This window comes from Muriicola marianensis (genome assembly GCF_014638095.1).
GTDB classification, from domain to species: Bacteria; Bacteroidota; Bacteroidia; order Flavobacteriales; family Flavobacteriaceae; genus Muriicola; species Muriicola marianensis.
This window is the reverse complement of sequence record NZ_BMFH01000001.1, coordinates 922,208-945,876: the sequence shown is the minus strand read 5'-3', so window position 1 is coordinate 945,876 and position 23,669 is coordinate 922,208. Positions and strand designations below refer to the sequence as shown.

At 47.4% G+C, this 23,669-nt stretch carries 20 protein-coding genes; 10 read left to right on the top strand and 10 right to left on the bottom strand.

The window, feature by feature from the left end:
- The first annotated feature begins 78 nt into the window (after nucleotides 1-78).
- The 8 genes from IEV19_RS04355 (at nucleotide 79) to IEV19_RS04320 (ending at nucleotide 12,897) form a co-directional block, all read left to right on the top strand.
- Nucleotides 79-7,104 (top strand): hypothetical protein, encoded by a 7,026-nt coding sequence (locus tag IEV19_RS04355; RefSeq protein WP_229732479.1) that lies wholly within the window; start codon nucleotides 79-81, stop codon nucleotides 7,102-7,104.
- A gap of 24 nt (nucleotides 7,105-7,128) precedes the next feature.
- Nucleotides 7,129-9,144, top strand: coding sequence for a T9SS type B sorting domain-containing protein (locus tag IEV19_RS04350; protein WP_229732478.1), 2,016 nt, complete (start codon nucleotides 7,129-7,131; stop codon nucleotides 9,142-9,144).
- Between the two features lie 3 nt (nucleotides 9,145-9,147).
- On the top strand, nucleotides 9,148-10,116 hold the full coding sequence (locus tag IEV19_RS04345; protein ID WP_188369460.1) for a PorP/SprF family type IX secretion system membrane protein: 969 nt from the start codon (nucleotides 9,148-9,150) through the stop codon (nucleotides 10,114-10,116).
- Nucleotides 10,117-10,200: 84 nt separating this feature from the next.
- Nucleotides 10,201-10,731 carry an isopentenyl-diphosphate Delta-isomerase gene (idi, locus tag IEV19_RS04340; RefSeq protein ID WP_188369459.1) on the top strand — a complete coding sequence of 177 codons (531 nt, stop codon included), beginning with the start codon at nucleotides 10,201-10,203 and terminating at the stop codon, nucleotides 10,729-10,731.
- A complete protein-coding gene (locus IEV19_RS04335; protein WP_188369458.1) occupies nucleotides 10,728-11,135 on the top strand; it encodes a 6-pyruvoyl trahydropterin synthase family protein in 408 nt (135 codons plus the stop codon). Before idi ends, IEV19_RS04335 begins: the two co-directional genes overlap by 4 nt.
- A 3-nt stretch (nucleotides 11,136-11,138) precedes the next feature.
- The gene (locus tag IEV19_RS04330) at nucleotides 11,139-11,594 is read left to right on the top strand and encodes a peroxiredoxin (protein WP_188369457.1); all 456 of its coding nucleotides are present in this window, start codon (nucleotides 11,139-11,141) and stop codon (nucleotides 11,592-11,594) included.
- A gap of 5 nt (nucleotides 11,595-11,599) precedes the next feature.
- On the top strand, nucleotides 11,600-12,562 hold the full coding sequence (locus IEV19_RS04325; protein WP_188370728.1) for a type I phosphomannose isomerase catalytic subunit: 963 nt from the start codon (nucleotides 11,600-11,602) through the stop codon (nucleotides 12,560-12,562).
- Between the two features lie 65 nt (nucleotides 12,563-12,627).
- A complete protein-coding gene (locus tag IEV19_RS04320; protein WP_188369456.1) occupies nucleotides 12,628-12,897 on the top strand; it encodes a hypothetical protein in 270 nt (89 codons plus the stop codon).
- A gap of 9 nt (nucleotides 12,898-12,906) precedes the next feature.
- Here the strand turns inward: IEV19_RS04320 and IEV19_RS04315 are convergent, their stop codons facing one another.
- The 3 genes from IEV19_RS04315 to IEV19_RS04305 all read right to left on the bottom strand — a co-directional run bounded on the left by IEV19_RS04315 (nucleotide 12,907) and on the right by IEV19_RS04305 (nucleotide 17,169).
- Nucleotides 12,907-13,611: a DUF4369 domain-containing protein gene (locus tag IEV19_RS04315; protein ID WP_188369455.1), complete on the bottom strand. Its 705-nt coding sequence runs from the start codon at nucleotides 13,609-13,611 to the stop codon at nucleotides 12,907-12,909.
- Between the two features lie 43 nt (nucleotides 13,612-13,654).
- Nucleotides 13,655-14,917 carry a DUF819 family protein gene (locus IEV19_RS04310; RefSeq protein ID WP_188369454.1) on the bottom strand — a complete coding sequence of 421 codons (1,263 nt, stop codon included), beginning with the start codon at nucleotides 14,915-14,917 and terminating at the stop codon, nucleotides 13,655-13,657.
- 65 nt (nucleotides 14,918-14,982) lie between these two features.
- On the bottom strand, nucleotides 14,983-17,169 hold the full coding sequence (locus IEV19_RS04305) for a DUF5916 domain-containing protein (protein ID WP_188369453.1): 2,187 nt from the start codon (nucleotides 17,167-17,169) through the stop codon (nucleotides 14,983-14,985).
- 259 nt (nucleotides 17,170-17,428) lie between these two features.
- Here IEV19_RS04305 and IEV19_RS04300 point away from each other — a divergent pair, with 259 nt between their 5' ends.
- Complete coding sequence (locus tag IEV19_RS04300; RefSeq protein WP_188369452.1) at nucleotides 17,429-18,202, top strand: S1/P1 nuclease; 774 nt, start codon at nucleotides 17,429-17,431, stop codon at nucleotides 18,200-18,202.
- Here the strand turns inward: IEV19_RS04300 and IEV19_RS04295 are convergent.
- Genes IEV19_RS04295 through IEV19_RS04285 form a run of 3 tightly spaced genes read right to left on the bottom strand, consistent with a single transcriptional unit; the run spans nucleotide 18,199 to nucleotide 19,983 of the window.
- Entirely contained in the window at nucleotides 18,199-18,477 is a 279-nt protein-coding gene (locus IEV19_RS04295) for a TIGR03643 family protein (protein ID WP_188369451.1), read from the bottom strand. The two genes, IEV19_RS04300 and IEV19_RS04295, sit on opposite strands and share 4 nt — an antisense overlap.
- A 30-nt stretch (nucleotides 18,478-18,507) precedes the next feature.
- Nucleotides 18,508-19,101, bottom strand: a complete 594-nt coding sequence (locus tag IEV19_RS04290; RefSeq protein WP_188369450.1) for an alpha-ketoglutarate-dependent dioxygenase AlkB family protein — start codon at nucleotides 19,099-19,101, stop codon at nucleotides 18,508-18,510.
- A 9-nt stretch (nucleotides 19,102-19,110) separates the two neighbouring features.
- The gene (locus IEV19_RS04285; protein WP_188369449.1) at nucleotides 19,111-19,983 is read right to left on the bottom strand and encodes an AraC family transcriptional regulator; all 873 of its coding nucleotides are present in this window, start codon (nucleotides 19,981-19,983) and stop codon (nucleotides 19,111-19,113) included.
- Nucleotides 19,984-20,194: 211 nt separating this feature from the next.
- On the opposite strand from IEV19_RS04285, the gene IEV19_RS04280 reads away from it, so the two are divergent.
- A complete protein-coding gene (locus tag IEV19_RS04280; protein WP_188369448.1) occupies nucleotides 20,195-20,548 on the top strand; it encodes a hypothetical protein in 354 nt (117 codons plus the stop codon).
- A 29-nt stretch (nucleotides 20,549-20,577) separates the two neighbouring features.
- Here the strand turns inward: IEV19_RS04280 and IEV19_RS04275 are convergent, their stop codons facing one another.
- The 4 genes from IEV19_RS04275 to IEV19_RS04260 all read right to left on the bottom strand — a co-directional run bounded on the left by IEV19_RS04275 (nucleotide 20,578) and on the right by IEV19_RS04260 (nucleotide 23,641).
- Nucleotides 20,578-21,222, bottom strand: a complete 645-nt coding sequence (locus IEV19_RS04275; protein ID WP_188369447.1) for an MOSC domain-containing protein — start codon at nucleotides 21,220-21,222, stop codon at nucleotides 20,578-20,580.
- Between the two features lie 73 nt (nucleotides 21,223-21,295).
- Nucleotides 21,296-21,763: a hypothetical protein gene (locus IEV19_RS04270; protein ID WP_188369446.1), complete on the bottom strand. Its 468-nt coding sequence runs from the start codon at nucleotides 21,761-21,763 to the stop codon at nucleotides 21,296-21,298.
- Nucleotides 21,764-22,061: 298 nt separating this feature from the next.
- A complete protein-coding gene (locus IEV19_RS04265; protein ID WP_188369445.1) occupies nucleotides 22,062-23,177 on the bottom strand; it encodes a helix-turn-helix domain-containing protein in 1,116 nt (371 codons plus the stop codon).
- Between the two features lie 257 nt (nucleotides 23,178-23,434).
- Entirely contained in the window at nucleotides 23,435-23,641 is a 207-nt protein-coding gene (locus tag IEV19_RS04260) for a hypothetical protein (RefSeq protein WP_188369444.1), read from the bottom strand.
- Nucleotides 23,642-23,669 lie beyond the last annotated feature (28 nt).

Sequence of the window (23,669 nt, the reverse complement as noted above, 5' to 3'; positions counted from 1 at the left end):
AACGGGGATGGTACTTATACCTTTACCGATGCTGCAGGAAACAATACTACCATTAGCGACACAAGTATCTCCACATTAGTGGATAATGCCGATGGTACCTATACCTACACCGATGAGACGGGTGCAACCCAGACCATTGATACCAATGCTTCGAGCAACCCGTATGACAATACAGCTTCAGGTCTTGTAGCCACTGATGTTCAGGCGGCTATCGATGAGATCAATGCTTTGGCCGGTACAGTGGCCATGGTAGACAACGGGGATGGTACTTATACCTTTACCGATGCTGCAGGAAACAATACTACCATCAGCGACACAAGTATCTCCACTTTAGTGGATAATGCCGATGGCACTTATACCTATACCGATGAAACCGGTGCTACCCAGACCATAGATACCAATGCTTCGAGCAACCCTTACGACAATACCGCCTCCGGTCTAGTAGCCACCGATGTACAGGCTGCTATCGATGAGATCAATGCTTTGGCGGGGACTGTAGCCATGGTAGACAACGGGGATGGTACGTATACCTTCACCGATGCCGCCGGGAATAATACAACGATCAGCGATACCAGTATCTCCACCCTGGTGAATAACGGTGACGCCACCTTTACCTATACCGATGAGACAGGTACCCCGATCACCATCGACCTGATCAGTGCCGATGCCAATAACGATATCATCGCCGGTTCTGACGGTGGTTTGTATCTTAATGTGGCTTCTGTGGCAGTTGGGGAAACGATCACAAATATTGCAGACAATGGGGACGGTACCTTTACATATACCAATGAAAATGGGACTCCCCAGACCATCAGTAAGTCAGATGTGACGGACAACGGAGACGGTACCTATACCTTTGACAATAACGACGGAACCCCGGTCACTATTAGCACAACAGCGGCAACCAACCCTTATGACAATACTGTATCCGGACTCACTGCTACCGATGTTCAGTCGGCCATAGACGAAGTAGCTGCAGGAAGTACGGACGACCAGAATCTGACCCTGGCCGCCAATACCCTCTCGATCGAGGATGGAAACAGTGTGGACCTGACTCCTTATCTGGATAACACAGATGACCAGAACATTTCAGGATCAAGCCTTGTGGGTACTAACCTGACCATTGGGATCGAAAATGGTGCCTCGGAGATCGTAGACCTGTCTTCACTTGTAGGTACGGACGATCAGAATATCTCCGGCTCAAGCCTTGTGGGAACCAACCTCACTATCGGGATTGAAAATGGGGCATCGGAGATCGTAGACCTGTCTTCTCTCGTAGGCACAGACGACCAGACAGCCGCAGAAGTAACCTATGACAATACAACTTCCGGCCTGACGGCAACCGATGTTCAGGCTGCCATTGATGAAGTGGCCGCAGGAAGCACAGACGATCAGAACCTGACCCTGGCTGCCAACACCCTTTCCATTGAGGATGGGAACAGTGTGGACCTCAGCTCTTATCTTGATAATACAGACGATCAGAATATATCCGGTTCCAGCCTGGTGGGTACGAACCTTACCATTGGAATTGAGAATGGGGCTTCTGAAATCGTAGACCTGTCGTCTTTGGTAGGAACAGACGATCAGAATATCTCTGGTTCCAGCCTGGTGGGTACAAATCTTACCATCGGGATTGAAAATGGAACTTCGGAAATAGTAGACCTCTCTTCCCTGGTGGGTACAGATGACCAAAACCTGACTCTGGCCGCCAACACCCTTTCCATAGAAGATGGAAATAGTGTGGACCTAAGTCCATATCTCGACAATACAGACGACCAGAATCTGACAGGGGCTTCTCTCAGCGGAGCTAATATCCTGCAGATCGACATAGAAAATGGAACTTCTACAACGGTAGATCTTTCTTCCCTGGTTGGAACAGACGATCAGACTGCCGCAGAAGTAACCTATGATAATACTACTTCCGGACTCACTGCTACCGATGTACAGGGAGCTATTGATGAAGTAGTGGCCGGTAGCTCTGACGACCAGAATATCTCCGGTTCCGGCCTGGCAGGTACAAACCTGACCATTGGGATCGAGAATGGAGCCTCTGAAATAGTGGACCTCTCTTCCCTTGTGGGAACGGATGATCAGACCCTGTCTACCGACAACACACCCGGAAATATTTCCATTGAAGATGGAAATTCTATCACTTTGAACGTAGACGATGCGGATGCCGACGCAACCAATGAGTACAACACAGGAGTTGGTATGAATGCCGGTGCCCTTGAAGTAACCGATGGCGGTGGAACCCTGTCGACCGGCCTGATCAGCTCAGATGCAAATAACGATATCATTCCCGGATCAGACGGTGCATTATATCTGAATGTAGCTTCCGTAGCGATTGCTGAGACCATAACCAATATCGCAGACAACGGGGATGGTACCTTTACCTATACCAATGAGAATGGAGTACCACAGACTATAAGCAAGGCTGATGTTACCGATAATGGAGACGGAACCTATACTTTCGACAACAATGACGGAAGTCCGGTCACCATCAGTACAACTGCTGCCACTAACCCTTATGACAATACCACCTCCGGACTGACGGCAACCGATGTACAGGCTGCTATTGATGAAGTAGCTGCAGGAAGCACGGACGATCAAAATATCTCCGGATCCAGCCTGGTGGGCACGAACCTTACCATCGGTATTGAGAACGGTGCCTCTGAGGTAGTCGACCTGTCTTCATTGGTAGGTACTGACGATCAGAATATCGCCAACCTGGCTATCGACACCGGAACCAATATCCTTACTGTGGGTATTGAAGACGGAACGAGTCAGACTGTCGACCTCTCTCACCTGGATGATCCGGGAACAGACGACCAGACAGCTGCCGAAGTGACTTATGACAATACTACCTCCGGCCTGACAGCCACTGATGTTCAGGCTGCCATTGACGAAGTGGCCGCAGGAAGTACAGACGATCAGAACCTGACCCTGGCTGCCAACACCCTCTCTATCGAGGATGGTAACAGCGTGGACCTGACTCCGTATTTGGATAATACAGACGATCAGAATATCTCCGGCTCCAGCCTGGTAGGCACGAACCTTACCATTGGTATCGAGAACGGTGCCTCTGAGGTGGTAGACCTGTCTTCTTTAGTGGGTACAGATGATCAAAATATCTCAGGTTCAAGCCTGGTAGGTACTAACCTTACCATCGGTATTGAGAACGGTACTTCTGAGGTAGTCGATCTATCCTCTTTGGTAGGTACGGACGATCAGAACTTGACCCTGGCTGCCAACACCCTCTCCATTGAAGATGGGAACAGCGTGGACCTGACACCATATTTGGATAATACAGACGATCAGAATATCTCCGGTTCCAGCCTGGTGGGGACAAACTTGACTATTGGTATCGAGAATGGTACTTCTGAGGTAGTCGACCTGTCTTCTCTAGTCGGTACAGATGATCAGAATATCCAAAGCCTTGCTGTGGATACAGGAACGAACATCTTAACGGTGGGTATCGAAAACGGTGCAAGTCAGACTGTCGACCTCTCTCACCTGGATGATCCGGGAACAGACGACCAGACAGCTGCTGAGGTGAGCTATGACAATACCACCTCTGGCCTGACAGCCACCGATGTACAAGCTGCCATTGACGAAGTGGCTGCAGGAAGCACGGACGATCAGAATCTGACCCTTGCTGCCAACACCCTCTCAATAGAGGATGGCAACAGCGTGGACCTGACTCCATATTTGGATAATACAGACGACCAGAACATCTCCGGCTCCAGCCTGGTAGGAACAAACCTTACCATTGCTATCGAGAACGGTGCCTCTGAGGTAGTCGATCTATCCTCTTTGGTAGGTACTGACGATCAGAACCTGACCCTGGCTGCTAACACCCTCTCCATTGAGGATGGCAACAGTGTAGACCTGACGCCATATTTGGACAATACAGACGATCAGAACATCTCCGGCTCCAGCCTGGTGGGCACGAACCTTACCATTGGTATCGAGAACGGTGCCTCAGAGGTAGTCGACCTGTCTTCTTTAGTAGGAACGGATGATCAAAATATAAGTGGTTCCAGCCTGGTAGGTACAAACCTTACCATTGCTATCGAGAACGGTGCCTCTGAAGTGGTTGACCTGTCCTCTTTAGTGGGTACAGATGATCAAAATATCTCCGGTTCAAGCCTGGTAGGTACTAACCTTACTATCGGTATTGAGAATGGTACTTCTGAGGTAGTCGACCTGTCTTCATTGGTAGGTACTGACGATCAGAACCTGACCCTTGCTGCCAACACCCTCTCTATCGAGGATGGCAACAGCGTAGACCTTAGCTCTTATCTGGATAACACAGACGATCAGAATATCGCTAACCTGGCTATCGACACCGGAACCAATATCCTTACTGTGGGTATTGAAGACGGAACGAGTCAGACTGTCGACCTCTCTCACCTGGATGATGCAGGTACAGACGACCAGACAGCTGCTGAGGTGACTTATGACAATACCACCTCCGGCCTGACAGCCACCGATGTGCAGGCTGCCATTGACGAAGTGGCTGCAGGAAGCACGGACGATCAGAATCTGACCCTGGCTGCCAACACCCTCTCTATCGAGGATGGAAACAGCGTGGATTTGAGCCCATATTTGGATAATACAGACGATCAGAACATTTCCGGATCCAGCCTGGTGGGTACAAACCTGACCATCGGCATTGAGAACGGTGCCTCTGAGGTGGTAGACCTGTCCTCTTTAGTGGGTACAGATGATCAGAATATCTCCGGTTCCAGCCTGGTAGGTACTAACCTTACCATTGGTATTGAGAACGGTACTTCTGAGGTAGTCGACCTGTCTTCATTGGTAGGTACTGACGATCAGAACCTGACCCTGGCGGCCAACACTCTTTCTATCGAGGATGGCAACAGCGTGGACCTGACACCATATTTGGATAATACAGACGATCAGAACATCTCCGGCTCCAGCCTGGTAGGCACGAACCTTACCATTGGTATCGAGAATGGTGCTTCTGAGGTAGTTGACCTGTCCTCTTTAGTGGGTACAGACGATCAGAATATCTCCGGCTCCAGCCTGGTAGGTACTAACCTTACTATCGGTATTGAGAATGGTACTTCTGAGGTGGTAGATCTATCCTCCCTTGTAGGAACCGATGATCAGACAGCTGCTGAGGTGAGCTATGACAATACCGCCTCCGGACTCACTGCTACCGATGTTCAGGCTGCTATTGATGAAGTGGCTGCAGGAAGCACGGATGACCAGAACCTGACCCTGGCTGCCAATACCCTCTCCATAGAGGATGGCAACAGCGTGGACCTGACACCATATTTGGATAATACAGACGATCAGAATATCCAAAGCCTTGCGGTGGATACAGGAACAAACATCCTGACTGTGGGCATCGAAAACGGTGCAAGTCAGACCGTGGACCTCTCTCACCTGGATGATGCGGGTACAGACGACCAGACAGCTGCTGAGGTGAGCTATGACAATACCACCTCCGGCCTGACAGCCACAGATGTACAAGCTGCTATAGACGAAGTGGCTGCAGGAAGCACGGACGATCAGAACCTGACCCTGGCTGCTAACACCCTCTCCATTGAGGATGGCAACAGTGTAGACCTGACGCCATATTTGGATAATACAGACGATCAGAACATCTCCGGATCCAGCCTGGTAGGAACTAACCTTACCATTGGTATCGAGAACGGTGCCTCTGAGGTAGTCGACCTGTCCTCATTGGTAGGAACGGATGATCAAAATATAAGTGGTTCCAGCCTGGTAGGTACAAACCTTACTATCGGTATTGAGAATGGTACTTCTGAGGTAGTCGACCTGTCCTCTTTAGTGGGAACAGACGACCAGAATATCCAAAGCCTTGCCGTGGATACAGGAACGAACATCCTGACGGTGGGTATTGAAAACGGTGCAAGTCAGACTGTCGACCTCTCTCACCTGGATGATCCGGGAACAGACGACCAGACAGCTGCTGAGGTGAGCTATGACAATACCACCTCTGGCCTGACAGCCACCGATGTACAAGCTGCCATTGACGAAGTGGCTGCAGGAAGCACGGACGATCAGAATCTGACCCTTGCTGCCAACACCCTCTCAATAGAGGATGGCAACAGCGTGGACCTGACTCCATATTTGGATAATACAGACGACCAGAACATCTCCGGCTCCAGCCTGGTAGGAACAAACCTTACCATTGGTATCGAGAACGGTGCCTCAGAGGTAGTCGACCTGTCTTCTTTAGTAGGAACGGATGATCAAAATATAAGTGGTTCCAGCCTGGTAGGTACTAACCTTACTATCGGTATCGAGAATGGTACATCTGAGGTGGTAGATCTATCCTCCCTTGTAGGAACCGACGACCAGAACATCTCCGGATCTAGCCTGGTAGGCACGAACCTTACTATTGGTATTGAGAATGGTACTTCTGAGGTAGTCGACCTGTCCTCATTAGTAGGTACAGACGATCAGAATATCGCCAACCTGGCCATCGACACCGGCACCAATATCCTCACTGTAGGTATTGAGGACGGAACGAGTCAGACTGTCGACCTCTCTCACCTGGATGATCCGGGGACAGACGACCAGACAGCTGTTGAGGTGAGCTATGACAATACTACATCAGGCCTGACAGCCACCGATGTGCAGGCTGCTATTGACGAAGTGGCTGCAGGAAGCACGGACGATCAGTATGATGATGAAGTTCCCCTGAGAACCCCTATCGATGTGGATGAAGGAGGAGAGGCCTCGCCTACGGCTGAGACCAATGTACAGGAGGTGATCAATGCTATTGCTCCGATCACGTCCAAGGCAGCGAGGATCTTTTACCCGCCTTCCATTGCGATAGATGCATCCACAAATGGAGTCGGATTTACCGAAGACCTCTATGCACAGTACATTTCCCAGTTCGGAACCCCCGCTGTTGCAAGTACGGGAGCTCCGGCTGCCCTGCCTACTTACGCGGCCACAGAACTGTACTACTATGTGACTTACGCAGATCCCACGGTGTTCGCCAATATGAGTATTGATGCCAATGGAGTTTTGACCTATGATATCATAGGGCAGCCCTCAGATTACAATTCTCTGATCAATGTGGTCTTCGTCGTAAAGTAATATGTTAATCGACCCCAAATCGGCTTGAAAACAGCTCGCATATATAAGCTTTTGGTCCTCAGCATTGTTTTTTCACTGCTGGGGATTCTCGCATCTAATGCGCAGTTCCTTTTACAGGCGCCCAATAGTGGGGATGAGACCAATTTTCGCTGGTATGAGGCTTCAGATCCTGCCACCGTCCTTTCCACGGATTTCTTTTATGAGACGTCTACCCCGGGGGTGTATTACGCCACTTATGACGGTACGCTCTGCGGTTCAAATGCCACAGGGTATTTTATTCTGACTGATTGTGAGAATCCGGATAATCAGGTAACCCTTGATATTTCAGCTAACGTCTCCGGGAGTGCTACGGTAAGCTGGACCCCGGCTGTAAGCGGGGATCAGCTAAGGCCTGTGGTTACAGCAACCACCACGGTTACCAGATATACCGCAACCCTCACCAAGGTCGGGAATTCCATGGAGTTACCCTCCTTCACCGTGGTTTGCCTGCAACAGGCCGCCACCCTTGTGGATGATTTTATTACCCTGGTGGAAGATACCTCTACCCTCATTCCTGTTTATGACAATGACAGCGGTATACCCAGCTCAGGAACACTTACAACAACGGATCCTGCCAACGGTACCGTGGTTATTGACGAAAACGGTACCCCAAATGATCCCTCCGACGATATTGTGCAGTATACCCCATTTATTGATTATAACGGTCCGGACTCCTTTACCTACACTGTTTGTAATACACTGGGAGATTGCAGCACAGCTACAGTGAACATAGACGTAACACCCTTTATGGATGCTGAGGATGATGCCGTGGCAACCGTACTGGATACCCCTGTAGATATCGGATTCTGGGGTTCAAATGACAATGACCTGCCTAACAACGGAACGATCACCACAACCAATCCTTCCAACGGGACCCTTATCTGGGATGACAATGGTACACCCAATGATCCGACAGATGACATGTTCACCTATACACCGAATCCCGGTTTTCTTGGGGCAGACGATTTTGTATATACTATTTGCGATATGTCGGGGAATTGTGTCTCTGCGACGATTTATGTGTATATCAACGAGCCGGATGTGGACCTCGATGCGGATGATGACGGTATCCTCGATGCATTTGAGGACCTGAACCTCGATGGGGATAACGACCCGTTCACCAATCCCACCGATACAGATGGGGATGGTATCCCGGATTACCTGGATATTGATAGTGATGATGACGGTATTCCGGATAACGTGGAGGCTCAGACCACGGCCGGTTACATCCCGCCTACGGGCCAGGATGAGAACGACAACGGCCTGGACGATGCCTATGAGGCCAATGGTAACCTTGGGATCATCCCGATCGATACGGATGGAGACGGAATTCCGGATTACGTGGATGAGGACAGTGATGATGATGGAGTGCCTGATAATATCGAAGGGCATGATCACGATCATGACGGTATTCCGGATGTGACCTTTATTGGATCAGATAAGGATAATGATGGTCTGGATGACGGTTACGAAGGAAATTCCACTATAGACGATGACAAGAATGATGAGATAGACGACCCATACAGGGATCTCCCAAATAATGACGGGGATGAAGAGTCTGATTACCGGGATACCGATGATGATAATGACACCATCCCAACAGTGGATGAGGATTACAATGGGGACGGAAACTATGCCAATGACGATGAGAACAATAACGGAACGCCCGACTATCTTGAGCCCAATGCTATTGAAGCCGATATTGAGGTCTTTAATGTAGTGACCCCCAATGGGGATGGAATTCACGATGTGCTGGCGATACGCGGACTGGAGGATTACCCCAACAATACCATCAGGATCTACAACCGATGGGGTGTGCAGGTGTATGTGACCAAAGCTTACGATACACAGGGGAATGTATTTGACGGGACCTCAGAAGGCCGCGTGACCATTGACCAGGATAATAAACTTCCTGTAGGAACCTATTTCTATATCCTCGATTACGAAGACAACACAGGCGCTATGAAATCCCTGACGGGCTACATTTACCTTAACCGATAAACCATGAGACCAAGACCAGCCATTTCATTGATAAACCGAGCCGCGCGATACTGCATTCCGCTGTTGCTGTTGTGTTTTTCCTTTCAGGTCAGCGCCCAACAGGATGCCCAGTATACCCAGTACATGTACAATACTGTCAGCGTAAATCCCGGGTACACGGGATCGAGAGGGCATCTGAGTATAGCGGCCCTCTACCGGGCACAGTGGGTAGGCCTGGAAGGAGCTCCCAAGACTCAGACCTTTAATTTCCATACCCCAGTGGGATACCGGGGCGTGGGGATGGGACTTTCTATAGTCAACGACCAGATTGGACCTACCTCGGAGACGTATTTTGACCTGGACTTCTCCTATACCATTCAGCTGGCTGCTGAAAAAAGACTGAGTTTTGGTCTGAAGGGTAGCGTGCATATGCTCGATATACGATTCTCGGAGCTCAACCAGGACTGGACCAATCCCGGAGGGCCGGATCCTACCCTCCAGCAGGATATTCAGAACAAGCTATCGCCCAACCTTGGGGCGGGGGTCTACTACCATACGGACAAGTTCTATTTAGGTCTGTCCGTCCCTCGTTTTTTGGAGACTTCTCACTTTGATGAGTCTTCCCTGTCTACAGCTGCGGAACAAATGAATTTTTATCTGATCACCGGGTATGTCTTCCAAATGAATCCCCTCTGGAAATTTAAACCCACGCTACTCACAAAAGTCGTGCAGGGGGCTCCGCTTCAGGTGGATCTGTCGGCCAATTTCATGTACAATGACAAGTTCATCATGGGGGCTGCCTATCGCTGGGATGCAGCGGTGAGCGCCATGGCGGGTTTCCAGCTGTCTCCCGAATTCCTGATCGGCCTGGCCTATGACCGTGAGATAACCGAGCTCGGGACAGCCCGTTTCAATGACGGGTCCTTCGAAGTGATTCTCAGGTACGATTTTTTCAAAGTAAAAGAAAACCTGAAGTCGCCCCGTTTCTTCTGATCGCGGGGTATTCTGCCGTCAAATCCTTTAACATTTAAGATTCACTTAACCCTTATAAAAAGGGAAAGGTGTTATTTTTACGCGGTGGAAGAGAAAGTAATACTGGTAAACGAAAGAGATGAGCAGGTAGGAACCATGCCCAAAATGGAAGCCCATGAAAAGGCCGTGTTGCATCGGGCGTTTTCTGTCTTCATTATGAATTCCAAGGGGGAGACTATGCTTCAGCAACGCGCAGCCCACAAATATCATTCTCCTCTTCTCTGGACCAATACCTGCTGCAGCCATCAGCGTGTGGGAGAATCTAATATAGAAGCTGGGAAAAGGAGATTACAGGAGGAAATGGGATTCGAGACTGACCTGAAAGAACTATTCAGCTTTATTTACAAGGCACCTTTTGACAATGGTCTGACCGAACACGAGCTGGATCATGTAATGATCGGGCAATATGAAGGTGATCCCCGGATCAACAGGGAGGAAGTGGCCTCCTGGAAATGGATGAATCCTGAGGATATTAAAGCCGATATGGAAAAATCTCCTGAAACCTACACAGCCTGGTTCAGGATCATCTTTGAGAAATTCTATGACCACCTCATCGAAAATATTCAGCCAAAATGAAAGTAAAGGTTAGTCGAAGAGCCCATTTTAATGCCGCCCACAGGTTATACCGGCCAGATTGGCAGGACGAAAAGAATGAAGCAGTCTTCGGGAAGTGCAACAATCCCAATTTTCACGGGCACAACTACGAACTGATCGTGAGTGTGACGGGGGAGATCGACCCGGAAACGGGCTTTGTGATCGATGTGAAGATCCTGAAAGACCTGATTAAATCAGAGGTTGAGGACGCATTCGACCATAAGAACCTGAATGTGGAGGTACCTGAGTTCAAGAAACTCAATCCCACAGCTGAAAATATTGCAGTAGTGATCTGGAATAAACTCCGGCCTCATATCAAATCCTCAGACGAGCTGGAGGTGGTGCTCTATGAAACACCCAGGAACTTCGTAACTTTTTCCGGATAGCCCATGGGCCTGAAGATAGGTGACAGGATTCCGGAATTCTCCCTAACCGATCAGGACGGTAACACTTTCAATACGGCCGATCTTATCGGGAAAAAGCCCTTGGTCATCTTTTTCTATCCCAAGGACAACACCCCGGGATGTACCAAAGAGGCCTGTTCATTCAGAGACAGTTATCAGGAATTCACCGAAAGAGGAGCGGAGGTCATCGGCATTAGCGCAGATTCTGAATTTTCACACCGTAAATTTGCGTCAATGTATAACCTGCCTTTTATCCTTTTGTCAGACCCGAAAAACAAGGTCAGAAGATTGTTTAAAGTAGAAAAATCACTTTTCAATCTCCTTCCCGGAAGGGAAACCTTTGTAGTCGACAAGGAAGGATTCGTGGTCATGTCCTTTAACAACATGGGAGCCTCCGGGCATATGAAAAGGGCGCTCAAGGCAATAAAATCCATCTCATGAACAGTTTGTACCCCCTAAAATTCCATCCCATCCTGAAAGAAAGGCTCTGGGGAGGAACCAAACTGGCAGACCAACTAAATAAGCCAAGCACAAGTGATATCACTGGGGAAAGCTGGGAACTTTCCGGTGTCGAAGGGGATGTTTCCATCGTCGCCAACGGATCCCTGAAGGGCTCCTCCCTTAATGACCTCATCCAAAGGTGGGGAGATGACTTACTGGGCAAGTCGGTTGTAGATCGGTTTGGCAAGGAATTCCCCATCCTTATAAAATTTATTGATGCCAAGCAGGACCTTTCCATTCAGTTGCATCCCCATGATGAACTGGCCCGCTCCAGGCACAATTCCTTTGGAAAAACGGAGATGTGGTACATCATGGATGCGGAGGATGATGCGAGCCTGATCGTCGGTTTCAACCAGCCGATGACAAAGGAACAATACATCAGGAGCCTTGAGGACAAATCCCTTTTGGAATACATGAATTACGAAAAGGTAAAGCCAGGGGATACTTATTTTATCAACACAGGCAAGATCCATGCTATCGGGGCAGGGGTTCTCCTGGCGGAGATACAGCAAACATCTGACATTACCTACAGGGTCTACGATTTCGATCGCAGAGATAAGGAAGGCAACCTCAGGGAATTACATACAGACCTCGCCCTGGATGCCATTGACTTTGAACAAAAGGATGATTTCAAAGTGACTTACGGCCGGGATAAAGATGAGGTAAACCCTATGGTCGACTGTCCTTATTTCAAAACCAACTATCTCAACCTCAGAAAAGATCTTCTCCTGGATACTCGGGAAAGAGATTCCTTTACTATTCTGATGTGTGTAGAGGGGGATGCCGTTGTAGCCAATGAAGAGGGTTCCGCCTCTCTTACCAAAGGAGAGACTCTGTTACTGCCCGCCTGCTCGGAGAAAATCGAAATCCGCTCAACGGGTTGTGAATTGCTGGAAGTAACCGTCTGAAAGTTGCGGGGCATATTTCTCAATACCATTCTTAAAGTTTACTTTTGTTGAAAATATTTTAAGAGATGGCAAATATTCGCGACTTAAAGAAAGACATCAACTACGTCTTGGGCGATATCATTGAAGCGGTTTACATCTTCGAAGAGTCGAACAATACACCCGGCTCTAAAGAGGGTAATGAGATTATAGATAAAGCCATTGCCACCTTCGATGACCTGATAGCAAAGGTGAATCAGAAGAATGTGGAGAACAGGAAGGCTCACCTGAAAGCAGTTCGGGAGGAATTGGAAAAGGAAGCCACCAGCCTGGTCAACAAACTGAATAAAATGGGATAGTCTTTAGGACTATTCCGCACTTCGTTTCTCCAAAAGACTTTTCAGGGCCTTGCCGTATTTGCCGTTGGCTACCTGTGGTTCCAGGGAATTGTAAAGGGAATCCAGGTATTTGCTATTGGCATCAGGCACTTCAGTAATTGCAATAAAAGGCGCGATATGGGACCCTGTGTGGCTCATCGCATAATTCAGGGTGTAGAGATAACTACGCCTGATACTTCTTTCGTTCGCTTTTTGGAGAGAATCCAGGGCAGCAGCATCGTTTATTATCTCAGGATCATTTGCAGCTTTGAGTTGCTCCAGGTTTTCCGTATTGAACCGGGTCATCACCTCGCGGTATTCTTCCAGTTCCTTTTGGGTGGAAGAACCTTCTATAACGGCCTTGCTGTCAAAGGCATTCCATACGGTTTTAATGGTGATCTTACCCGGTTCACCGAAAAAGGTGATCCGGTCATTTACCTCATTCTGGTCTTCCTTCTTCAGGTACAGGTAGAATATCTCCGGACTCTCAATAGTGGTAGAAAATCCGAAATCACCATTACCCCTTAAGGTGATGGAATCCAGGGTCACAAGGGCAGAGTCTTCAACCTTTTGCAGGTACAAAGTCCCTTTTTTAAGTCCCTTCACTGTTCCGCTGACTTCCATGGCAGGGGTTTTGTCTCCGGAACAGGAGGCGATGAGAATAGCAATAATAAGGAATGTATGTAGGTATTTCATGCCTGAGAATTTTGGGCCAAATATCCGTAAAGTTTACGGAATTCTAAACATGTGAGGCAACTTCCATCAGCAAGGCACAAATATAGGCCCCTGCCGTTCCTATGACATATCCCAGCACCGCAAGCAGGATCCCGACCGAGGTGAGGGAAGGGTGGAATTCAGCTGCCACTACCGGAGCTGAAGCAGCTCCTCCCACATTGGCCTGACTCCCGACAGCAAGGAAGAAAAAGGGAGCTTTGATGAGTTTGGCTACCAGGATGAGGAGTCCGGCGTGGATGGAGATCCAGATGAGGCCGATCAGGATCAGACCCGGGTTCTCGAGCACCTTGCTCAGGTCCATTTTCATTCCGATGGTGGCCACCAGGACGTAGATGAAAAGTCCGCCTATCTTACTGGCTCCTGCACCTTCATAGGTCTTGGCCCTGGTAAAGGACAATATGATCCCGACAGCCGTGGCAAAAACAACCATCCATAAGAATTCAGATCCTAGGGAGGAGAGGGCCTTTTCCTTGTTGCCGATGATCTCGAAATTCGACTGCAGGAAATCCGTGAAATGGAAGCCCAGGTAATGAGCGATGCCCACCCCTGTAAATGCAAGGCAGGTAAGGATGATGTAATCCCGTAGTGTAGGAATGCGTGCGATCTTAGCCGTATAGGCAGAAACCTTGGCTTTCAGATCGTCGATAGAGCTCGTATCAGCTTTCAGCCACCGGTCTATACGGTTTGTTTTACCCACTCCGAGCAGGATAATCGCCATCCAGATGTTGGCCACGACAATATCTATGAGCACCATCCCTCCGAAATTGGCCGGGTTGTATTGAAAGACCTCCAGCATGGCAGCCTGGTTGGCCCCTCCGCCAATCCAGCTTCCCGCAATAGTTGCAAGGCCCCGCCAAACGGCATCAAACCCAACACCGCCCACAGTTTCAGGGGAAAAGATGGAGACGATCAGGATGGCGATCGGGCCTCCGATGATGATCCCCACGGTTCCTGTCAGGAACATGATCAGGGCCTTAGAGCCCAGATTCAGGATGGCCTTGAGATCAATGCTCAACGTCATCAGGATCAGGGCTGCAGGGAGCAGGTAACGACTGGCGATATAATACAGGTTGGAAGATTCTTCGGAGATCAGTCCCACACTTGTAAGCACTGCCGGCAGCATGTAGCACATAAGCAGGGTGGGCACCACTTTATAGAATTTGTTCCAGAACCCCTTTTCAAGGGAGGAGGTGTAGAATACAAAACCAAGGCAGAGGCATAAAAGCCCTAGGATGACCGTGTCATCGGTCAGAGGAAAGTGATCCATAAACGAGTTTGTTCAGCTGTTGAGCCAAATATAAAAATAATTGACCGGGAGCACCTTTCTCCTACTCAGATATTGAGCCAGTAGGTGACTTTCAGGTTGATAGATCGAACTCTTGGGGCAAAGGTATTGACGAAGTAATTGTCGTTGTACACCAGGAACAGATCAGATAGGGGAGCGAATCGCCACTGCAGCCTGGAATTGATACCGAGGTTGTCCCTCTGGTTGCTGTACTGTATAAGCGTAGACCAGAAGAGCGATTTGCTAAAGGTAAGGTCGAATCTCGGACTGATCAGCCAGATATCCGCACTGCCATAGGGTTCCGGAAGCTGGATCTGATCATACCTGAAGTTCATGGAGACCACCGCCTTAGGCTGCAGGCGAAGGTTAAGTCCTCCTTCCACGGAAAAGATATCACCGTTAAAAAACCTGCCTATGGTAGGTTCTATGGAATATGACAAAAGACGTCGCCTGTCCGAACGGTACTGAAAACTGGCAGAATTGTAATAATAACCCTGCTCACCGGGTAACGGTAGGGCATCATCACTACGCGTGGGGTCAAAATCGTCCAATAAATAGGTGTACTCATGAGAGAATGATGCCTGAGCCTCAGATAAATTATTAAATCGCACCTCCCAGTCTAGGCGGGTGGTGTAATCTGTGTTCAGGAAATTACGGGTCGGACTCCAGATAAAATTCGGAAAGAACCGTATGCTGTGGTTCTGAATAATACCCTCCTTAGGCCAGAAGACCCTTCTCATGCTGAAAATACCCTTGAAAATATCGGTTCGCCGGATAAAGCCGAGATCGGATTGATAATCTTCCCCGACGAACACAGCTTTGCTGAAGAAGTTCCAGTAACGGGAATTGTATTCCAATTGCATTCCCGATGAGAGGTCTTCTATCCTTCCCCCCGGCTCGAAGGATTTGTGCAGGAAGGCCCGTCCGCTCCATAAATTATCTTGCGAAATCAGGTTGTAATCAATTCCCATGACCCGGTTATACCGATCTTCGTCGGCCAGGAAGTCGTAGTCACTGGTAGACTGCCTGTTTATAAAGAAAAAGCCGATGTTGGAACGGGAGAATACCTGCTGCTGTACGGCCAGCATCATATTGTTGTTTGTAGGAATCTCGTTGGCCTCATCTGCCTCGGTTTGAATGTTGAGGAAACCGATACGCAGACGGTTGTTTAATTTACCACTCAGCCTGACCCCACCGATAATACTATTCTCTATGGTGTTGCCAGCAGTGTCCCGTGCAATACCGATTCGCCTTGAAAAAAAAGGATTGCTGTCACGGGAATCACCGAAGTCTGCGAACAGGTCGTTGTTGTCAATAAAGAATTGCCGCCTTTCGGGAAGTCCTATTTCAAAACGCGTCAGGTTGGTGATCTGATTATCCACTTCAACCTGGGAAAAATCGGGATTGACCGTGATATCGAGGTTCAGACTGTTACCTATGGACACCTTGGCATCTCCTCCAAATTTGAAATCATTGGTCGAAACATCATTTTCAAAATCCTGAGCGGTCAGATAATTGATATAGGGAATGACAGCAAAGGGAGTTCTGGACTTTCCAAGCGGTTTTTCGAAAACCATATCCCCCATAAAGGTAAGCCCGAAGATGTTCTGATTCTGTGGAATTCGCGCCCAGGTGCTGTTCTCATTGCTCTGGGTGTCAAAGCGGTAGCTGTTAAAACGCCATTTGGTTTCCCCTTCTCGAAATTTAAATGAGGTCAGGGGTATAATCATTTCCGAGGTGTAGTAATCATCGTAGATCTGAGACTCTCCTCTCCACTTTACATCCCAGGAAATAGTAAAACCTCTCAGATCAAGACCCCCTCCCGAGACCAGCCCCTCGCGCATTACCCCAAAGGGGTTTATACCAAAGAGAAAAGCGTTATTTCCGTCATTGAATGTGTCGAATAGAAGGGTAATGTTGTCGCTGTTCCCCGCCCGAAAGTCACGCCGAAGCGACTCAACCGCATAATTCTTGCCCGCTGTGTAGACGGTAATACCTATATACAGGTTTTTGTCGTCGTACAGCATTTTTATATCCGTTTGTTTGAGGGCCTGTATGGAATCTACAGGGAAGTATTCCCAGAAATCAGAGGCACTTTCGGCTTCTTCCCATATGGGTTCATCCAGGATGCCATCGAGCTGGATAAAATCCTGTATATACTTGACCTTAAAAGATCGGTTTTTGGAACTAAAGTTGTTCTGGGAATGTGAAAGCTGGACACAAAGGAGTGTCACAAAGGTCAGGATAACCTTTCTTAGCGTTATGTTCTCTGATAGTAACACTCCCGCAAAATTAACATTTAAAGCGTTAAGGAAATCCCAAATTTCATCACGTCTGCCATGTTGAGAAAGAAATTGATGAACCGGAAGACCATTCCGCGATCGCTACATAAGAAATTCGGCTTTCGGAGGATTTTCGGATCTTGATAATATGCACCAAAATTAACTTGTCCTTAAAGCACCAACCTCTATTTTTGCAGAAAAAGGAACTCGAATGAAGAATTTTATCATCCTATTTTTTGCGGTGAGCAACCTGGCTTTTGCTAACCCGCCTTTCTGGGGTAAGACCGGCCACAGGGTGGTTGGGGAGGTTGCGGAAATGCATCTTAAAAGAAAGGCCAGGAAAATGGTGCGCAAGATACTCAAGGGAAGGTCATTGGCTTCGGTATCGAACTATGCGGACGATATCAAATCAGATACACTATACAGGAAATATTATCCTTGGCATTATGTCAACTATCCCGCCGACAAGACATACGTGCAGGAACCTCCCGCCGAGGAAGGGGATATCGTCCAGGCCATTGAGACTTGTATTGCTAAGCTCAGGGATAAGAATTCTCCGGAAGAGGAACAGATTTTTTATTTAAAGATGCTCGTTCATTTTATAGGTGATCTGCATCAGCCGCTGCACGCCGGTTGGGCTGAGAACCGGGGAGGCAACGACATAGAAATAGAATGGTTCGGTCGAGAGAGCAATCTGCACAGGTTATGGGACTCCGATCTGATCGACCACTTCGGGATGAGTTATACAGAACTGGCCCGGGATCTTCCACCCTTGTCAAAGGAGGGATACAAGGCTTTAAAGCAGGGAGATGTGTATAGCTGGGTTGAAGAATCCCACAGGTTGGCGACCTCTATTTACGGTTCTGTGATCCCCGGAGAACGCCTGGGATACCGATATAAATATATCCACTGGAACACCGTTGAGCGTCAGTTGCTCAAAGGAGGTGTACGGCTTGCTGTGGTATTGAATGAGATATTCGACTAACGCTTTGAGATCTTATTCCCGGAGATGTGGCGCTGTCGGGTGCTTTTAAAGCGGGTACTATCTGAAGTTTTCAGTGCTGCGTGCTTGGTAGACCTGCCCTGAACCCTTTTCCGCCACATACGGAAACTGCTGGGTTTCATTTCCCTCCTCATGATCTCTATGGTCTCCTGTTCAGAAATGCCAAACTGGAATTCGATAGCCTCAAAGGGGGTGCGGTCTTCCCAGGCCATTTCAATGATCCGGTCTAATTCTCTTTCAGTAAATTCCTTTTTCATAGCGGTTCAAAGATAATAAGAATCCCCCGTTTAATGGATGACCCTGAAGGTGAGGTTGATACGCTCCCCTATGGCCCGTGAGGTTTTAGGGATCTGGTGCAACCAGCGATGCTGGGTCTCTCCTTTCATGATCAGCAAGCTGCCGTGTTCGAGGATCATTTTATGCCTCAACTCTTTTTTGTCTCTGTGTTTAAAGTGGAAGACTCTTTCCTCTCCCAGGGTTATTGAGGCGATCACGGGATTTTGGCCGAGTTCCGGTTCGTCATCGGCATGCCAGCCGTTACTGTCTTTTCCATGCCTGTAAAGGTTCATAAGACAGGTTGTAAAAGCGGTTCCGGGGAGAATCTTTTCTATTTTATGCTTTATGGAGAGAAGATCTTCTGTGAACGGGTGGGGAACCATGGTAATATTGGAGTAGGAGTAGGGCTTGCCATTATTCCCGTACAGGGCGGTCAGCCTGGGCTGGGGATAGGTTTTCCCGAATACAAGTATATCGTCCTGCTGCCAGGGTGTATCCCGTTTCAATATAGTAAAGAGGTGATCTGCTTCCTGATGGTCATAAAAACCCGGGTAATATACGATATCGCTCTCAGGCAGATCTAATTTATGGGCTTGCAGTTGCATTCAGGCGACTTAGCTGATGACTTTCTTAAGATCGTTTCTGTATTCAGAAGGATTTTGCCCTGTGAAGGCCTTGAAAGATTTGTTGAAATGGGAGAAGTTGTTGAAACCACTTTCAAAACAGACCTCTGTGATGCTCATGGGTTGTTCTGCCAGCAATTTGGAAGCGTGAACCAGTCGGCATTCGTTCACGAACTGCACAAATGTCTTGTTGGTGATCTTCTTGAAATACCTGCAAAAAGAGGGAACGGTCATGCTCACCATATCCGCGATCTTCTCCAGGGGGATATCTTCCTTAAAGTTTTGTTTTACGTAGTTGAATACAACGTTGATACGGTCGTTGTCTTTTACCTCTGTTTTCAGGGAGAATCCGTCTGCATTAAGTACCTTGTAATCCTCAGATAGAGCGAGTTCATTGAGGATATTGAGAATTGACAGCAGCCTCTGGAAGTCTGTCTGGTATTCGAGCACCTCCATCTTTTCACCTATTTTCTTTTTGGTCTTCCCTGAAAAGGCGATCCCTCCTGCTGCAAGGTCGAACAGGGCCTGTATCTTCTTCATCTCCGGAATCTTAAAGAAATCATTCCCGAGGAAGTCATACTTCATCTGAATAACCGTTTCCTTCTTATTTCCCGTGAGTTTGTCAGTAAGTCCGCAGTGCGGCAGGTTACTGCCAATGAGTATCAGATCCCCATTGGTGTAATAAGATACATGACTCCCGATCTGCCGCTTACCCGACCCTCCATTCACATAGACCAATTCGATCTCCGGGTGGTAATGCCAGACGTTATTTTTATTGAGGCGCTCCTCGTCAAATTTTTGATAGGTAAATGAGTTCCCGAAGTTGGGTTCAATCGCCTCAAATGTGGGTTTTTGTTGGATCATAGACATGCTATATACGTACAAAGTTACTCCCGCAGTTCTTCCTTAAACTTTACAAAATTACCCAAAATATATGCAATATTATCATTTAAGAAATAATTAACGGGCCTGATTGGTAAAATAGTACATAAATCTGCAAAATCAGCAGTAGTGATCCCGGGATTATGAGGATAGATTTGCCTTGAGTTTATTCATTAATCCAAAAAAAGCAATCATGAAAAATTTGAAAAAAATTACCGCAATGGCCATGATCCTGATTTCTGCCGGAACATATGCCCACAGCTTTAACGTAAAACCTTCTTTTGACATCAACGATGGAGATATCAAAGAAAGCCCATTCTTCCGAAAAGCAGGGGACAAGTTGTTCCTGAACTTTTTCAACAGGGAAATGGGGGATGTTCAGATCAAAGTTATTGACAGCGAGAATCGCATCCTTTACAGCGAGACCATCAAATCTTCTCTGATCGTGGAGAAGGCTTTTAACTTTGGGAAGGCAGAAAAGGACAGCTACAAAATAGTGGTCAGGGATGCCAACGATACTTTTGCTGAGTATTACGTAGTGAAGTAAGTTTAGTTAATTCAGCGAGAAGGGGGCCGTCAGGCCCCTTTTTTATGGTATCTGCTCAACTTGTCCTTGGTCCGCTGGGGCAAGAATTCGCAATTTAATGCACGGCTCAATATATCCGGATCCTTCTCTTTAGAATAAAGGAGGGAAAACAGGTTGGCTATGCTCAGTGAATCCTCTTTTTTATCTACCAGTTGAAATAGGTCCCCTGTGCTCACTTTCCCCGGTTTGATCACCCGAAGATAGGTTCCCGGCCGGCCGTGTTCGATAAATGCTTCTATAATTTTCTGATCTCCAAAACGATATCCCAGTTTGTAACACGGTTCTCTTGGAATAGTGATCTGCACTAAAGCAGAACCCAGTTGGTATGTAGAACCCACCAGGAGATTGGCTTCATCGAGCCCTTCGATAGTAATATTCTCGCCGAACATACCCCAGTTCCATTCCAGCTCGGGATATCGATCCTTCCAGTATGGGTAGTTGTCAGAAGAAAAGATGTAGCATGCCTTGAAAACTCCCCCGTGATGTTTGCGGTCGGTCACTGTATCTCCCTTCACGTCCTCAAGATCCAGGAGAACGGGGTGTGAAACGGGCGACTTAAAGATCCCTGTCTTTTCGGTCCTGCCATTCCAGGTGAAACTCGTCGGTTGTCCTATATTGGTGGATATGACCTTCATGGCCTAAAGATAGGAAATACATGGGTGTAGCCGGAGACCTGTATCCTGCCTTTTTAGGGGAAAGCAATCAAATCTATCTGGAAGTGTTTCTTTTGAATACTTCTTGCAGTCTTTCCTGATTGTCCAGATTCTCTCCTTTGAATTCTGTCATCTGGAAGAATAGTATGTCCTGACCGATGTTTTCCAGATCGTAAACTGCGTGTTGGTCTTTGTGCTGCAGGAATTCGGAATCTCCTTTCTCTAAATGCATCAGGAGGATGCGTCCATCAGAGAAACGCGAGATCAAAAGGCCTTCTGAGCCTGCCACCCAGTAGTAATCGGATTGGATCTTGCGGAAAGGGAGTCGCTCCTTGGGTAGCAATACCACCTCCCAGATCCTCAGATAGTCATTTTCGAATAGGATCTTTTGGCCCAGATCTGAGCTTATCCGATTTCTCTTCAATTCCTCAATATGAGCCGGATTCCAGGTGTTGAAGTTTCCTGCCTCATTGATAGTCGTGTACTTGAGTAGTTTGGCTCTCTGATTTTCTTTGGTGGTCATAGCTATTCCATTTTTTATTTCCTTGTCGGAAAAGAGACCTTGGATGCAATTGATCCAGGTCTCTATCCGACTCATCATCATAAATCAATCTATCACCTTCAACTCAAAGTTTTGGTAAATATTTTCTGAGCCCAAGCTACAGACCGGGGTTTTAAGTTTGAAATTCAGAAATCAGAACGAAATCCCTGTAAAATCAATGAATATCGGTCCGAAATCAGGAATCAGTACTCCTGTTTAAAGAGATTTTCCAGTACCGAACTCGATAATAAACACTTATCAGGTCGCGATAAGGGAAGGACTATTCCTTGTATCTGGTGGGGGTTGTCCCGGTTACTTTCTTAAAGGCCGAGTAAAAAGCACTTTTGCTGTGGAAACCGACTTCCTGTCCTATACCTTCGATACTGAAATTGTGTGCCTGCGCACCGTCCAGTATCAATTTGGCTTTCTCGATGCGCAATGCATTGACATAGGAATTAAAATTTTGATTGGAGATAGAATTTATGCTGGCAGAGATTTTTTTGGGATGCAGATTTAGTTTTTCGGCCAGGTCCACGATCGTAAGATCGCTATTTAAAAAGATCTCGCTTTTCTTCATATAGGTTTCTACTTTCTCCATCAGGGCTTCCAGGTCCTTGTGATCATCCTTTCTTTCATGATTTTCTTCCTTAAGGCCTGACAGATAATCTCTTAATTGCTCAGGGCCCTTGCTCGATAAGGTAGACAACACATTCTGCTGAATAACCCCATTGATTGCAATCCAGTAGATGGCCACAAGGTCGAGGGCGGAGAAAATAATCTTGAAAACATAATTCTCCGGCGAGATCACATAGAGAATATGGATAAGGACAGACGAAGACAAACTATAGATCAGGAAGATACGTACCCACGTAAGTACCTTGTTCTCCAGTTCGGAAAATGTATTCTCCACCTGCCTTTTATGCCTGTTGAGAAGCCTTAAGTTCCAAATACCGATTCCCCAGGAATACAAAATGCCTGCATACGTGAACACGATCACATACCACAAGCTCTGCGCGATATCAACTTTTACAGTATAGGGTTGGAAATAAATTACGATCTGTGCAATAAGAGAAAGGATCCCGGGATACAAAAGCCAGTATTTGATCTTCTGATCGGAAAAAATGGAGATCTTTTGAGTATAGATAAAGAAAACGGCGAATAGGAGCCAGGAAAAATTAAATGGCAGGAGGAACAATGACGGGAATCGTTCGTCCAGGTCCAACCCTCCCGGAATAAAGATCAATAATTTCAAAGAGAACAGGACCAGGTACAGCCCGAGCCAGTAGGTGCTTCTAAAATGCCGGAAATTCAGGATCAACATCAAGATTCCCAGAGTCAGACCCTGGAAAAGGCCAAGTAGGTCCAGGGCTGATTGAAAATTAAGGTTTAAGTCCAATGATCGACCGTTTTTTAAGTAAATACCCTACCGTGATTATAAAGATAGTCATTGAATTTATTTTGTGATAGGAAAGTAGATGTGAGAGGTATCAGACTTGTAGTGAAAAAGCCCAAAAGGACTTCGTTCTGGGAGCCTTACACGGTCTACTGATAATTTGTTTGAAGTGGATGGATTTTAGTACGAAGGCTGGTGTAAGCTGGGCGCGATAATCAATCGAGGAACAAGACAGGAGTAATTAATCCAGAGCAAAGGATTTAAGTCCGGTCAGAATCCTGTTTTCTCAAAATCAGGTAGGCGGAATACCCGGTAAAAATGATGAGGAATGGGAGCAATAGAAGGTCGTAGCGTGTGACGTCATTTGAATAGGCCTGTACAGAAGCATTTACATCGATGGCCCAGGCGAAATAAACAGACCAGATAAAAAGAATAAACAAGATAAAACTCTTCTTGTTCGAGTTCATCAGTTAACATTTTACTGTAAGGTCCTAT